Source organism: Paenibacillus sp. T2-29 (genome assembly GCF_052921365.1).
The window spans coordinates 443,623-458,713 of the sequence record NZ_JBREVE010000003.1 but is presented as its reverse complement, the minus strand read 5'-3'; the positions used below and the strand labels follow the sequence as shown (position 1 = coordinate 458,713).

Genomic DNA, 15,091 nt, shown 5'->3' with positions numbered 1-15,091 from the left:
CTTTCCTTAAGTAGCTCACAACAAAGTTAATCCATCCGCCATTCGTCTTCTTTAAGCCTGATTTTCTCAATTTTGCGGGCTTTTCCATCGTGATCATTGAGCTCTACACTGATGGCATGAAAGTGCCATTTACCCATGTCCACTTGAAAGCGTACCGGAAGCTGGGTCTGAAATTTCTGTAATACAGCCTCTTTCTGCATACCAAGCACGCCCTCATAAGGACCTACCATTCCCGCATCTGTCTGATACGCAGTTCCTTGTGGCAAAATCGTATCGTCATTACTTTGTACGTGTGTATGTGTCCCTACCACGATGGATGCACGTCCATCCAGATGCCAACCCATAGCAATTTTTTCGGAGGTGGCTTCAGCGTGAAAGTCTACTAGAATATGTTTATGCTTTTTGCGGAGCTCGTCTACAATGTCATCCGCTGCACGAAATGGACAGTCAATAGCCGGCAAGAAGGTTCTACCTTGCAGATTAACAATGGCTAGTTCCTTCCCCCCACCTTTTACCACAGTATAACCCCGGCCTGGTGTCCCTGGTGGAAAGTTAGCGGGACGGATGATCCGCGGCTCATCATCTATAAAATCAAATATTTCCTTATTGTCCCATGTATGATTCCCCATCGTAATCCCATGAACGCCCCAATCAAAGAACTCTCTGGCGATGGCTTGAGTAATCCCTCTTCCCGAAGCTGCATTTTCTCCGTTCACGATAATAACATGCGGGTTGTATTTTGATTTTAGCGAAGGGAGATTCTCCCTCAGTGCCTTTCTGCCTACACTGCCGACGATGTCTCCAATAAATAATACGTTGATAGAAAACCCTCCCTAGTCTGCCTTACATAATGAAAAGTGGCCCTACAAACAGCGGCCACTTTTCATTGAAATGCTTTTATTTTGCGTATTCTACCGCACGAGTCTCGCGAATAACGGTAACCTTAATATGTCCTGGATAATCCAGTTCATTCTCAATCGTTTTCGTAATATCGCGAGCCAGTCGGAATGCTTCCGCATCATCAATTTTCTCTGGCTGTACCATGACACGAACCTCGCGTCCAGCTTGAATTGCGTATGATTTTTCAACGCCTTCAAAAGATTCGGAGATGCGTTCGAGCTTCTCAAGACGACGGATGTACGTCTCTAGCGTTTCACGCCGTGCTCCTGGTCTTGCTGCTGATAGGGCATCTGCCGCTCCAACCAGCATGGCGATCACTGAAGTCGCTTCGCAGTCGCCGTGATGTGAAGCAATGCTGTTGATAACGACCGGGTGTTCCTTGTACTTCTTCGCCAGCTCCACGCCAATTTCAACGTGTGATCCTTCCACTTCGTGATCCAGCGCCTTCCCGATGTCATGCAGCAAACCTGCTCGTCTTGCCAGTACAACGTCCTCGCCCAGTTCCCCGGCCATCAGACCTGTCAAGTATGCAACTTCCATCGAGTGCTTCAATACGTTCTGTCCATAACTCGTACGGAACTTAAGACGTCCCAAGATCTTGATCAAATCCGGATGCAAGCTATGCACACCCACTTCAAAGGTGGCCTGTTCACCATACTCACGGATTCGTTCGTCCACCTCTTTACGGGATTTTTCCACCATCTCTTCAATACGAGCCGGATGTATCCGTCCGTCCGCTACGAGCTTCTCGAGTGCAGTACGCGCAATCTCTCTACGAATCGGATCAAATCCGGACAATATAACAGCTTCCGGCGTATCATCAATAATGAGGTCGATTCCTGTAAGGGTTTCAAGTGCACGGATGTTACGGCCTTCGCGTCCGATAATCCGGCCTTTCATTTCTTCATTCGGCAATGTCACAACAGAAACCGTCGTTTCTGCTACATGATCTGCCGCACAGCGTTGGATGGCCAGTGTGATGATTTCACGAGACTTTTTATCCGCTTCTTCTTTGGCCTGCTGCTCAATTTCCTTAATCATCTGAGCTGTTTCATGACGAACTTCCTGCTCTACGTTGGTCAGAATAATACTTCTTGCATCCTCCATCGTAAGATTAGAAATACGCTCCAACTCAGTTACCTGGCTCTTGTAAATCAAATCAATTTGCTGCTGGGTTTCATCGATTCGTTTCTCTTTGTTGGCCACTTGTTCTTCTTTGCGTTCCAGCGATTCCAATTTTTTATCCAGCGATTCTTCTTTTTGCAGCAATCTTCGTTCCTGTCGTTGAATTTCATTACGACGTTCACGAGTTTCTTTTTCAGCTTCGGCACGGATGCGGTGAATTTCATCCTTCGCTTCCAATACCGTTTCCTTCTTCAGCGCTTCTGCCTCTTTTTTCGCGTTCTCCACGATTTGCGCGGCAGCCTCTTCCGCACTGGAGATCTTAGCTTCTGCAATAGATTTGCGAATAAAATAACCAATCCCGAACCCAAAGAATAACGCGGCTACAGCAACGAGAACGAACCAGATCGCAGTCATCATACTGTTCACCTCCCCGTTGGTTCCTCCAAGGCATTCCTTGGGACTTTTTGAAATTGTCACATTTACTTTGATCGTCAAACTAAGATAACGACACAAGGTCGCTTCATTTCATATGCACATGCTTTCACACGTACAATTCCGCCTGGCATAGCGGCATCACTTGTTATTTGGCGATGAGAACTTTACCGTGGGTTCCGCTTTTTTGGAAGGAAAAAGGGCACTCCACAAATATCGTTTCATATATATTTTATTATTTGACAAATGGCATTGTCAAGGGAATGCAAACATTAGTAGACTACCGTGCAGCTGTCCATATAATAACCGGCTTATCTAGCCAAAGGTTCAGCTACCGTTTTGCAACTTATTCCTCCCAATGCAGTAATTCCTCGTCTTCGAATGCTCCATCTTGCTCGGCCGCACTGAGATGATTAACCACGCGGCGTGTCATATCCCCTGAATAGCCGCGTCTCATAAGAAACGGGAATATTTTCCTTTTTTTATCCATTATATCACCACGTACCTGATTCCATTTCTTACGTCCAACCGACAAGGCACTCTCCCACTCCTCATTGTCGGTGATCTCACCTAATGCTTCCCCGATAGAAGCTTTAGAGATGCCCTTCTGACGAAGTTCTTGCCTGATCCACATCTTACCCTTACGTTGGCTTGTTATACGCTGTCTTGCCCACTGACGCGCGTATAAATCATCATCTACAAGCTTCTCCCTTTGCAATCGTACCAGTATCTCATCAATAACAGCCTGATCCACTTCCTTTTGCGCTAAACGCTGGGCAATTTCCTGACGTGTACGAGGCTTTTGCCCCAAATAGCGCAGCGCATGTACATAAGCCTGTTGTTTTTCATCTGCCAGAACGATATCTTCTAGTTCTTTTTTGACGAATGACGTTCCTTTGAACATTTTGTACTTGATCATTACATCTTCCAATACAGACAGTGAGTATGGACCAAAATGAATGATGTATCTTCCACGCTTGCGTCCCTGTCCCTGCTCCACTCTAGTAATCATCAATTCCTCATGATCTGGAAAAAGAGAAATCCCTTGCTGTTTATTTTCTTCCGAAGTGTATTCATCTTTATCGTCCAACTGCAATATGTTTCCCTCACTTTGAAATTCACGAAAGCAGCCTACGATCACCTGCTACGCAAAAGTTAGATTCTGCTGACAAAGCAGACTTTATTTGATGCAAAAATGCCCTGCACAACTGTGCAGGGCATCAGAATCATGCTATTTAAACGGACTGTACCATAATCCCTAGGCTACAGTTCACATGACAGATCAGAAGCGAAGTTTCAGGCAAGCTTATTCAAGCTCCAACAATTCCTGTTCTTCCTTGGCCTCCTGCGCCAACTCTTCTTCTGTCGGTGGAGCAATTGTTGTAATTAAATTACTGGCCACCCGGATTTTTTGCTCGATCGTGCTAGCAATGTTCGGATTTTCCTTCAAAAATTGCTTTGCATTCTCACGTCCCTGACCAAGGCGCTCGCCTTCGTAGGAATACCAAGCTCCGCTCTTGTCGACAATGTCGTGCTCCGTACCGATATCAATCAAGCTTCCTTCTTTGGAAATGCCCTCACCGTACATAATATCCACTTCAGCCTGACGGAAAGGAGGTGCGACTTTATTCTTCACGACTTTAATACGTGTACGGTTACCCACGATGTCGTTACCCATTTTCAAGCTTTCGATACGACGAACATCCAAACGTACCGTAGAGTAAAACTTCAAGGCACGTCCACCCGGTGTAGTTTCAGGGTTACCGAACATAACACCTACTTTTTCACGGAGCTGGTTGATAAAGATAGCAATGGTTTTCGATTTATTAATGGCTCCAGACAGCTTACGCAATGCCTGTGACATCAAGCGCGCTTGAAGACCGACATGGGAATCTCCCATTTCGCCTTCAATCTCTGCCTTCGGTACAAGTGCCGCTACAGAGTCAACGACGATAATGTCCACTGCCCCACTACGCACAAGAGCTTCGGCAATCTCCAATGCCTGCTCACCTGTATCTGGTTGCGATAGTAACAACTCATCAATATTGACACCCAGCTTGCTCGCATACGACGGATCAAGCGCATGCTCGGCATCGATAAAGGCGGCTTGTCCGCCTGTTTTTTGCACCTCTGCAATAGCATGAAGAGCTACTGTCGTTTTACCGGATGATTCCGGTCCATATACTTCAATAATCCGGCCTCTTGGAAAGCCGCCCGTTCCTAACGCAATATCCAAAGCAATCGAACCACTGGGGATTGTTTCCACTTGCATGTGAGTAGACTCACCCAACTTCATAATGGAACCTTTACCAAATTGCTTTTCTATTTGACGGAGCGCCATATCCAGCGCAGCACGACGATCTGACAATAAACTCACATCCTTCATTGTTTGTACTTTAATAATACCTTGTTTTGACACGCTTGCCAAGCATTTTTTCGAACATACATTCGTTTTTTTATTTCCCGCAGCTCTCTTCTATAGTTATACCTTTCTCTTAAAACGAAAAAAGAACCGCTGGCAAAAAGCTTTGCAACGGTTCTTCCGAATAAAAAGATTATATCATGAATATCTATCTAAAACAACTCATCAATAATTAAGAGAGTTTCTCGTTCTCTACCAATCGGCGCCACAATCTGTACAGGATAGCTTTGACAGATCGCAAACGGATGGTCTCACGGTTACCGCTTAAATTCAGCTCATATACTTCTGTTTCCTTGTCGCGCTCAGCAATACCAATATACACCAGGCCGACTGGCTTCCGCTCGGAATATCCGGGCCCAGCTACACCAGTAACAGAAAGTCCGAAATCGCTGTCCATAATCATTCTTGCCTGCTCTGCAAGCACAAGGGCTACTTCCTTACTCACTGCGCCTGGCGCATGATCCCCTTCCAAATAATCATAAGGCACATTGAGCAATTTCATCTTCATTTCATTGGAATAACACACGATGCCACCTTGAAACATAACAGCACTGCCAGGTATAGAAGTGATGTGTTCCATCAGCATACCGCCTGTACAGCTTTCCGCTGCGCTCACAGTGAGTCCGCGCTTGGCCATTAAATCTACAATCACCTTCTCCAGCGTAACATCCTCACTTGCATACATATATTCGGAAAGACGCTGCTGAATTTGTACTTCCGTAGCCGTCAGCTTAATTAAAGCTTCACTCTCACTGGCCGCCTTGGTGGATATACGGATCGTGACTTCCCCTTCCTTGGCATAAGGAGCAATCGTGGGGTCCGTCTGGGATTCGATCAGATCTAACAAGCGCGTTTCAAGAGCTGACTCACCGATCCCTGCGAATTTTAGCATTTTCGAATAAATCGGCATCTCCTCACCGCTTAATGCCTGCTGAAGCAACCATGGTTTAGCATGATTTGCAAACATAGGTTTAAGTTCCTTAGGTGGTCCGGGCAAAACCACATAAAATTTACCGTCCTGTGCAATGGCATCCCCTATAGCTAAACCCGTCTCATTTTCAAGCGGAGTAGCTCCTTCAATAGAAAGCGCCTGGCGGCGGTTATTCTCGGTCATTTCTACCCCGCGGTTACGGAAAAACTGATCCAGCTTGTCCATGGCAAGACGATCTATCTGCAATTTTCGCCCCAGTACAGCCGCTATTGCATCTTTTGTCAAATCGTCCTGAGTTGGCCCCAGCCCACCAGAAAACAAAATAATATCCGCACGCTTCTGAGCAAGACGTACCGCTTCCTGAAGTCGATCCATGTTATCGCCAACTACAGTCTGAAAATATACATCAATTCCGATAGTAGCTAGCTCTTGTGACAAATATTGGGCATTTGTATTTACTATTTGTCCAAGTAATAACTCTGTTCCTACTGCAATGATTTCAGCTTTCATCAATTCGTCCTCCTATGATGCGTATAATGTGAATTATGTAAAGAAACAGCAATAAGTTAAGTCCCTATTGCTGTTTCCATAAGATTTATCCTGTTAAACTTTAGAGGAGCTCAGCAAATGGATATTCTTTACAAAGTAATCAATACCCGAATAAATGGTGATTAACACAGCTGCCCATATCGCTATTAAATCAAACGGAATACCCAGAAAAACAAACGGGAAATTATTAATGAGCAGTGCTACAATAGCAATGATCTGGATGATCGTCTTTAATTTCCCCCAATTGCTTGCAGCAACCACAGAGCCATCTAATAAGGCGATCTGTCTCAGACCCGTAACCGCAAACTCACGACTGACAATTACAACGACAACCCAAGAATCAATTTTTCCCATTTCCACCAAAGAAACCAAAATAGCAGTTACCAACAGCTTATCAGCAAGGGGGTCCAACAGCTTGCCCAAATTGGTGACCATATTATTTTTACGAGCCAAATATCCGTCAAGGCCATCTGTGCTGGCTGCTACAAGGAAAATGATAGCCGCAATCAGCTGATTATACGGCAGCGTGAATGCACCGATCTCAATCGGTGGCGGATAAAAATCAAAATCCACCAGCAAAGCCAGCATCATCACCGGGATAAGGCAAATCCGCGTTATTGTAATTCTGTTGGGTAAATTCACAACACACTCTCCCCTGATTATCGTACTTGATTACAAATGGCAGCTTTCGGATTGATTTCAATCCTATGTAAATCGCTTTCGACGAGCGTTATACACCTCAATGTCTGCATTTTCGTTACAAGTATAATATGGCGCAAAACGCATGTCAAAATAACCTGCTGCACATCAAGCAACGTTTAGTCCTACAAAATCTATGAGAGAAAACGGCTTATTTCATGTTTGTAAATTGAAGCTCCAACGGCAGATCGGCTTTCCGCAGCAATTGAATAATGGCTTGTAAATCATCCCTATTTTTTCCAGTTACTCGAATTTGATCACCTTGAATCTGACTTTTCACTTTAAGCTTGGAATCCCGAATAAGGATATTAATTTTTTTGGCGTTATCCTGATCAATTCCCTGCTTAAGAGAAAGACGCTGACGCACTGAACCTAAAGAAGCTGGTTCCAATTTTCCAAATTCCACGTTTTTAAGGGATAGACCTCGTTTGACCATTTTAGATTGCAAAATATCAATCACCGCATTCAGCTTGTATTCATCTTCCGATGCAATCGTAAGAGCATCTTTCTCAAGCTTGAGGCTACTTTTGCTCCCCTTGAAATCAAATCTCGTTTCAATTTCACGCTCCGTCTGATGAACCGCATTTGTTAACTCCTGCATATCCATTTTGGAGACGATATCAAATGAATTTTCTGAAGCCATCGTTTCACTTTCCTTTCCACAACAAAGTTCAATATCTAATTATAGGCTAGTCATTTACAAAAATCCAATAATCCGTTCACTAAAAAGGCGTTCTTGCCAGTCCCCCGACAAAAACGCCTTTATTACAATTGCAGTTTAACATTTCTAATAGTGACTTCGTGTTGGATTTCTAAACATATCCAAAATTCCAAGCACAATGTGAGCAAGACCAAAGCCTAATATGCCATAGCCCCATGCATTCGGTGTTAGATAATAGCCCAGTAAACTGACAATAATCCCGAGCCCAGTCACAATCCAGCTGACGGTCATAACGTATACACCTCACTTTGCGGAAAATGAACTGACTGACTTTCCAAGAATTACAGTCATTAGTATTTCACCGCAACAAGGCGTTTATTCACCATCAGTAGTTGTACTAGAATCTGTCCCACTTTGTGTAGTATCCGTACTACCATTTGTCGTCGTATCCGTTGAACCCGTCACCCCACTACTCGCTCCAGTGGAAGAAGCTTCCCCTTGCTGTATCAACACGCGAGTCGTCGATTTATTATCGGTTATCGGTTGGCCGGCGACGGAAATATCCGTGGCAGAAGACCGTCCTGATTTGATATATAAGCCTTCTGGACCGATATCAAAAGACATGGCATCTCCACTTTTAGTCATACCATAGCTCAGCTTTTCTCCACGGGAATTTTGTCCCTTGTACACCTCAAGCCAGCTTTCGCCCGTTGCCTTAATATCAACCTTGACCGTGGCCCCCGTTGCACTGGAGACTTTGAAGATCGTCGTCTTGCCTTGCTTACCATCCTGAGCCACAGTTACTCCCTGCGCTGGCGTAGTCGTATCCGGCTGCTGACCAGTATTTGGAGTCGTCGCATCTGTAGTTCCCGTACCACCTGGCTGGGTTTCCCCGGTTTTTCCCGTATCAGGGGTCTGCCCGCCAGCACCATTTGGTGCCGTTGTCTGACCATTATTCGGTGTCGTAGTTGTATTTGGAGTAGACGTGTTTGGTGTCGTACTTGGCGTTGTGTTAGGTGTTGTACTTGGTGTACTTGGTGTTGTAATCGGCGTTGTGTTTTCTGCTGTTTTTGGAGTGGAATGGTTGTTACTCACCCAATAAGCATAAATAACCCCAACAATGAGAACTAGAAAAAGCCACATTAACGCTGTAGGCAACCATTTAAGATTGCCAATCGTCGCGGGACGGCTGGAGCGTTTCTGTGTAACAGGCTCCATGACCGCTTCCGGTTCAGGTTCAGGCACATTACTTTGGTGCCCTTCCAGAAGCTCATCGGGATTCAACCCGACCGTTTCGGCGTATGTTTTAATAAAAGCTCTGACATAAAAGCTTCCCGGCAGCACTTTGTAATCGCCCGTCTCAATGGCTTCCAGATAACGTTTGCGTATCTTCGTCATTTCCTGAACATCGTCAAGGCTCAATCCTTTTTGCAGCCGGGCCTCCTTTAATTGCTGACCCAGTTCTGACATGTCATCATCTCCTTGTGTAATTACACTTATTTAAAGATCTTCTGTATAACTGGCTGTAAAGGTATCATAAATAATTTCCTCAGCCGGATTATTGCGAAGTTCAATAATGATATTGAAATCGTCAAAGCTGTATCCCGATTCACGCACAAATACATCAGGATGCTCAATCACTTTGGTACTTGGCATGCTCATAATTTCCTGAAGCAGGTGATAATGTCTTTCATTTGATCGAATTGTACTCACAATGCCGTCAATAATAAACACATTGTTGGGATTCATTTCTTCCTCAGAAAGCTGACTGCGTACCGTCTGTCGTAATAACGTCGACGACACAAAAGTCCATCGCTTCATTGCACATACGCTACTGGCAATAATGGACTCCGTTTTACCCACACGCGGCATCCCGCGAAGACCAATTACCTGATTGCCATCCCTCTTTAATACTTCACCCAAAAAATCGACCAACAACCCAAGCTCATCGCGTGTAAAGCGGAAAGTTTTACGATCATCTGAATCCCGATCAATGTAACGGCCATGTCTAACTGCCAATATATCGACCAGTCTCGGAGCACGTAAGGCCGTGACTGTAATGTTGCTGGCTTTTTTTAACGTATCTCCGAGAATGCGTATTTTCTCGTCATCGTCTGTTTCGAGAAGCATCCCCCGTCTTTCGCCTTCAACACCGTTAATCGTCAGTATATTAACCCCCAGAATACCAAGCATGGAAGCAATGTCCCCCAGCAGTCCGGGTCGATTTTTATGTATCTTGTATTCCATGTACCACTGTTTCGTCTCTTCCGTCACGTTAGCACCTCATTCACATTCAAACCGTCAACAATGCCAAATCAAAGCATAATTGTATCATAAGATAGCATCATTCGACAAAACCAATTATTGAAATTTAATAGGCTATATTGTGTTGTAAGCCTCAATCACGTTTATGATATATAAATTACAATGGAATTACAAGAACAGCTCTGTAACCATTACAGAAAAGCCCCCCAAAAGGGAGCTTTTCATGTTGGTTCCTGCTTATGCGTTGCTCTTAGCTAATTTAACCATTAGCCGGGCGATGGTGTGACGCTCGTTCTCATCGGCAACTCCCCACAGTTCTTTCAGTGCGCGGTTGGAGTGGTTGGCTGGATCGACCTTCTCATCCAGAAAATCACCGATTTCGTAAGCAAGCTCTGCAATGGTATCTTGACTGATTCCCAGCTTCTCCGCTTGCTCTACACGCTGACCAAGGAACTTTTTCCAAACATCAAAATTCTGAACAACTGTTGACATACTTAAATCCTCCTTAGATGATTCAGAGTTAAAATCAACAGTTGTAATATGCTCTTCACAGACGCTTACTATACTGGTGAATTCCTCCATGCGCTGTATTCCTTAAGTCACCCATCCTCCGTTAGGACTTATGACCTGGCCATTAATATAACCTGACTCAGGAAGCGCAAGAAAATAAACCAGGGACGATATTTCATCAGGCCGCGCCAATCGTCCGGCAGGGATATCTTCCTCCAAACTGTTAATTTCGCCTGCATCCAAATGATCCAACATCGACGTGTCTACTGCCCCTGGAGCCACAGCATTCACTGTTACTCCAGAAGGCGCAACCTCTTGAGCCAGCGCTTTAGTGAAAGCGTTAATGCCTCCCTTGGTAGTGGAGTACAATACCTCGCACGAAGCTCCACATATGCCCCACACAGACGAAACATTCACAATACGGCCATAGCGTTGGGAAATCATATGCGGCATAAAAACCTGCGTACATAAAAAAGTTCCCTTAACATTCACGGCCATCACTTCGTCCCATTCCTCTTCTGAAACATCTGAAAGTAGCCCATAATGAGATATTCCAGCATTATTCACTAGAATATCTGGCTTCATTCCGTGATTATCCAGCTTTTCCCGCATGCGTTCAATCTGCTCCTTACTCCGCAGATCGGCTGACACAGTCATTACTTTGCCTGAATAAGTCATGCAACGACGGGCAACTTCATTTGCTTTTTCATGGGACTTCATGTAGTGAATGACCACATTCATCCCTACTGCTGCAAAACGCTCGGCAATAGCCGCACCAATTCCACCACTTGCTCCTGTAATCAGCACAGTCGTATCGCCAATAGCCTTTAATTCTCCGCCCTCGGTGGTCATCGGTTCCCTCTCCCTAGACATTACGGACTCACCACCAGCGATATTGCCATTTGATCCCACTGTATATGATCTTTCAGACGTCGGTTTACATCCTCAAGCGTGATACTTTCATAAACCGGAAGCAATTGAAAAAAATCACTGCCGCGGAAGCGATGTCTTGTAAACTCATGTGCAATATTTTCAGGAGAATTGAGTGTGCGTAGATAACCGCCGATCTTCTTTTTGCGCGCTCGTTCAAAATGTTCTGCTGCAAATCCCTGCTTCTGAATAGACTCTACCTCTTCTCGTATCCTAGCCAACAGCCGATCAGGGTCTTTCGTATCTCCACCGATCGCAGAAAATGCATACTGTTGCGTACTATTGTACTCATGGCCAAAACTGTCCGAAATCAGATCCTCATCGTAGAGCTTCTGATATAGCTGTGTACTGGAACCAAACAAGAGATCAAGCATCAGCTTAGTTTCGAGATCATGACGAAGCAATGCTTCCCCCGTTAGACCTACTTCGGTCTCCTTGAATCCCAAAAGCAGCTTTGGCAAAGAAACGGCCAGCTTTACTTCACGCCGTGGTTCTGCAACTGTAGTGGGTTCATCATCGAAAATCCGCTCGATCTCTCCCTGCGGCTTATAGTCCTTTTTCGCCTGATTATTACGTACCAATTCAATTACTTCGGCTGGGTCCACTCCACCTACTACAAAAAGAATCATATTACTTGGATGGTAAAAAGCTTCATAGCAACTGTACAATGTTTCCTTTGTAATTGTACTGATGGATTGAATAGTACCTGCTATATCAATATGCACCGGATGGACCTTGTACAATGCCTCAATCAAACCAAAGTAACTCCGCCAGTCGGGGTTATCTTCATACATATTGATTTCCTGACCGATAATGCCTTTTTCCTTCTCCACATTTTCATCTGTAAAGTAAGGATGCTGAACAAAATTGACTAGCGTGGTCAAATTTTCTCGAATGCGTTCGGTTGCCGAAAACAGATATACTGTTTGATCAAAGCTCGTAAATGCGTTCGCCGATGCTCCATTAGAGGAAAAGGTAGCAAAAATATCGCCTTCAGGCTCTTCAAACATTTTATGCTCCAAAAAATGGGCTATGCCATCCGGCACTTTGACGGGCTGTTGACCTTCTACCCGGAAATGATTATCAACTGAGCCGTATTTAGTCGCAAATGTGGCATACGTCTTCTGAAAGCCCGGTTTGGGCAACACATAAACGTGCAAGCCATTATCCATTACTTCATAGTACAGCGTTTCCTGCAAATGCTCATACGATATATGCTCCAACGCTATTCCCCCTTCTGGTCTCTCAAGAAATAAATAGTGTCCAGTCGGAACGTCCGGGCGGCATCCTGAACATCCTGCACCTTGACTGCCTCCACCTGGCTCAGCAGTTCCTCTACCGTCCGCTCTTTGCCGGAAAGCTGTCTGTTAAAATCATAGGCAATCATTTCAAAAGCGGAGTCCTGCATTTCCTTTAGCAAGTTGCGTATCATTGCCTGCGTCTGGGTCATTTCCAGCTCGGTAATCGCTCCATTTTGCGTATCTTCCAGTTGCTTGCGGATAATAGTAACCGCCTTTTCATAATTAGGAATTTCGATACCGGATTGTATTGTGCCAATGCCTTTATGCCCGTCATACCGTGACGAAGCGTAATACGCCAAACTCTCCTTCTCCCTCACATTGACAAACAGCTTTGAATGCGGATACCCGCCCAGAATACCATTGTACATCAGAGCGGAAGCATAACGTTCATCGCCATACGTAATAGGGGTGCGCAGTCCCATGTTGAGCTTGCCTTGGTTCACATCGAGACGCTCTACTATAGTTTGCACTTCACGTTCTACCGATTTGGGCTGTTCGAGTGCATATTCCGTTTCCGTCGAGCGATTTAATTGAAAATAGCGATCAACAAACTTTTCAACTTCTTCCAGCGTGGTATCACCCACAACGTATAAATCCATGCTGGCATTATTCAGCCATTCTCCATAAGCCTCGTATAAACTTTGTGCACTTATGCTGTCCAGATCAGATCGCTGACCAAGAGGATGCAGACGATAAGGCTCATCCTTGCACATCTCCTCCATACAGCGCTCCCCAGCATAACGTATTTTATCGTTAACTATAGATTCCAGCTTCTTACGAACATTTTCTCGTTCCTGCTGTACATATCCTGTTTGAAATGCACCGTTTTCCAATGCAGGCTTCGTCAGAACCTCTCCTAGGAAAGCAAACGAACGATCCAGTAAACTATCTGGACTGCTTACAAAACTGTCATTAATCGTATCCATACGAAATTGAACGATCTGATAATCTCCACGTTTGTATACATCGAATCCAAAACCCGCACCATACAATTGCTCTAACTGCTCTCTAAATTGTGTAGTCTGCGGATATGATTCTGTACCCCGTCGCAGAACGAAAGGTACCAGTCCCACACGAGTTACGGTTTCCTCACGTAGCGGAGTACCTACATACAGTGATATGGCAAACGTCTTAAAGCGCTTGGTCGGCAGCACATGAATCCTCAGTTGTCTGCGTGTACCACGCTCGAAACCTGTTTTGTTCAAGTCCAAAACTCCTTTGTGACGTCAATTTGCGTCTAGCCTTTGATTAGCATTAGCTGTTGTACATCTCTTTCCTATAAAGAGGTAAAGTGTACCAATCTTTATTCTAACTATGCAAAAGCCAAGAAGCAACCGGAGACAAGCTCCCGGCTGCTTCGGCGTTTTACATGCAGAAAATATGTTCCCCGATGGTTTTCACCTGCGGACGGGACCAAATCCATTTGGAGGTGGCTGTTTTAGGGTTAAAATAATAGAGACATCCTCCGCTTGGGTCCCAGCCATTCAGGGCTTGACGTACCGCCTTTTGTGCAGTCTCATTCGGCGTGAGCCAGATTTGGCCGTCTGCTACAGCAGTAAAAGCCCCCGGCTGAAAGATTACCCCAGACGGTGTGTTTGGAAAACTGGGCGACTTGACCCTGTTCAAAATGACAGCCGCCACGGCAACTTGTCCTTCAAACGGCTCGCCGCGGGATTCACCGTAGACCGCATTGGCCATGATCTTAAGATCGTTTTCAGAAAGCCCCATGGTGTTGGCCGATCCCATCGTTTCTTCATTTTGATCTGATTTATTGTTATTGTTCGCCGCCTGTCCCTGATCGGATCCTTGATTGTTACGATGCATTGGCGTTTCCGTTGGCTTCCAGTGTGGAGTAGCATTCACCAGTTTTAATTTGGTTTTCGCACCAACTACTCCATCGGGTCTGATACCAAACTCCTTTTGAAAACCCTTGACAGCCTTTAGTGTACTACTGCCAAAATGGCTGTCCACTTTCCCACCAAAAAAACCCAGCAACTTCAATCGTGATTGCAGCTCATAAACATCCTGGCCATAAGAACCAAAATCAACCGCTTCTGAACTGAATGTCGGCTGAACAGGCTGCGCTGCTGTTACTTTATGCTGCGTGCTCAGCGACTCTGCTCGCTCCTGTGCAGAGTCGTTTTTAAAAAGTCCTGTGTACGTAATAGCCGAGGCTGCGAGAATACCCGTGCAAATCCAGACCATTGTCTTTTTCATATGCTGCGCTCTACCTTTCTTTTGTGGGATTAACAGGATGGCTACGTTTATTATGACAAGCTCCGCTAGAAGCTATTCACCCTTTTAATCTTCTTTTAGCAGGCAGTTCCAAACCTCAAAAAAACATCACAAAAAAACGCTATTTGCGT

General features: G+C 45.0%; 15 protein-coding genes. All 15 read right to left on the bottom strand.

Annotation, left to right across the window (positions count from 1 at the left end; all coding sequences use genetic code 11):
• Positions 1-26 precede the first annotated feature (26 nt).
• Positions 27-821, bottom strand: a complete 795-nt coding sequence (locus ACU1JV_RS11750; RefSeq protein ID WP_058710511.1) for a TIGR00282 family metallophosphoesterase — start codon at positions 819-821, stop codon at positions 27-29.
• A 76-nt stretch (positions 822-897) separates the two neighbouring features.
• Entirely contained in the window at positions 898-2,442 is a 1,545-nt protein-coding gene (gene rny / locus ACU1JV_RS11745) for a ribonuclease Y (RefSeq protein ID WP_013309958.1), read from the bottom strand.
• Between the two features lie 361 nt (positions 2,443-2,803).
• Positions 2,804-3,553 (bottom strand): regulatory protein RecX, encoded by a 750-nt coding sequence (locus tag ACU1JV_RS11740; RefSeq protein ID WP_413985967.1) that lies wholly within the window; start codon positions 3,551-3,553, stop codon positions 2,804-2,806.
• Positions 3,554-3,763: 210 nt separating this feature from the next.
• Complete coding sequence (recA, locus tag ACU1JV_RS11735) at positions 3,764-4,825, bottom strand: recombinase RecA (RefSeq protein WP_025679773.1); 1,062 nt, start codon at positions 4,823-4,825, stop codon at positions 3,764-3,766.
• Between the two features lie 226 nt (positions 4,826-5,051).
• The gene (locus tag ACU1JV_RS11730) at positions 5,052-6,320 is read right to left on the bottom strand and encodes a competence/damage-inducible protein A (RefSeq protein WP_058710513.1); all 1,269 of its coding nucleotides are present in this window, start codon (positions 6,318-6,320) and stop codon (positions 5,052-5,054) included.
• Positions 6,321-6,413: 93 nt separating this feature from the next.
• A complete protein-coding gene (gene pgsA / locus ACU1JV_RS11725; RefSeq protein WP_013370751.1) occupies positions 6,414-7,001 on the bottom strand; it encodes a CDP-diacylglycerol--glycerol-3-phosphate 3-phosphatidyltransferase in 588 nt (195 codons plus the stop codon).
• A 208-nt stretch (positions 7,002-7,209) separates the two neighbouring features.
• Positions 7,210-7,701 (bottom strand): YajQ family cyclic di-GMP-binding protein, encoded by a 492-nt coding sequence (locus ACU1JV_RS11720; RefSeq protein ID WP_013370750.1) that lies wholly within the window; start codon positions 7,699-7,701, stop codon positions 7,210-7,212.
• Positions 7,702-7,845: 144 nt separating this feature from the next.
• On the bottom strand, positions 7,846-8,010 hold the full coding sequence (locus ACU1JV_RS11715) for a hypothetical protein (RefSeq protein WP_013370749.1): 165 nt from the start codon (positions 8,008-8,010) through the stop codon (positions 7,846-7,848).
• A gap of 84 nt (positions 8,011-8,094) precedes the next feature.
• The gene (locus tag ACU1JV_RS11710) at positions 8,095-9,189 is read right to left on the bottom strand and encodes a helix-turn-helix domain-containing protein (protein ID WP_013370748.1); all 1,095 of its coding nucleotides are present in this window, start codon (positions 9,187-9,189) and stop codon (positions 8,095-8,097) included.
• Positions 9,190-9,219: 30 nt separating this feature from the next.
• On the bottom strand, positions 9,220-9,993 hold the full coding sequence (locus tag ACU1JV_RS11705) for a DUF3388 domain-containing protein (RefSeq protein WP_013370747.1): 774 nt from the start codon (positions 9,991-9,993) through the stop codon (positions 9,220-9,222).
• Positions 9,994-10,221: 228 nt separating this feature from the next.
• Entirely contained in the window at positions 10,222-10,476 is a 255-nt protein-coding gene (locus ACU1JV_RS11700) for a DUF3243 domain-containing protein (protein WP_013370745.1), read from the bottom strand.
• A gap of 102 nt (positions 10,477-10,578) precedes the next feature.
• Complete coding sequence (gene ymfI, locus ACU1JV_RS11695; RefSeq protein ID WP_013370744.1) at positions 10,579-11,346, bottom strand: elongation factor P 5-aminopentanone reductase; 768 nt, start codon at positions 11,344-11,346, stop codon at positions 10,579-10,581.
• A gap of 20 nt (positions 11,347-11,366) precedes the next feature.
• Positions 11,367-12,647, bottom strand: a complete 1,281-nt coding sequence (gene yfmH, locus ACU1JV_RS11690) for an EF-P 5-aminopentanol modification-associated protein YfmH (RefSeq protein WP_337682420.1) — start codon at positions 12,645-12,647, stop codon at positions 11,367-11,369.
• A 2-nt stretch (positions 12,648-12,649) separates the two neighbouring features.
• Positions 12,650-13,930: an EF-P 5-aminopentanol modification-associated protein YfmF gene (yfmF, locus tag ACU1JV_RS11685; RefSeq protein WP_165079994.1), complete on the bottom strand. Its 1,281-nt coding sequence runs from the start codon at positions 13,928-13,930 to the stop codon at positions 12,650-12,652.
• Positions 13,931-14,090: 160 nt separating this feature from the next.
• Positions 14,091-14,942, bottom strand: a complete 852-nt coding sequence (gene sleB / locus ACU1JV_RS11680; RefSeq protein WP_165079995.1) for a spore cortex-lytic enzyme — start codon at positions 14,940-14,942, stop codon at positions 14,091-14,093.
• Between the last annotated feature and the right edge of the window lie 149 nt (positions 14,943-15,091).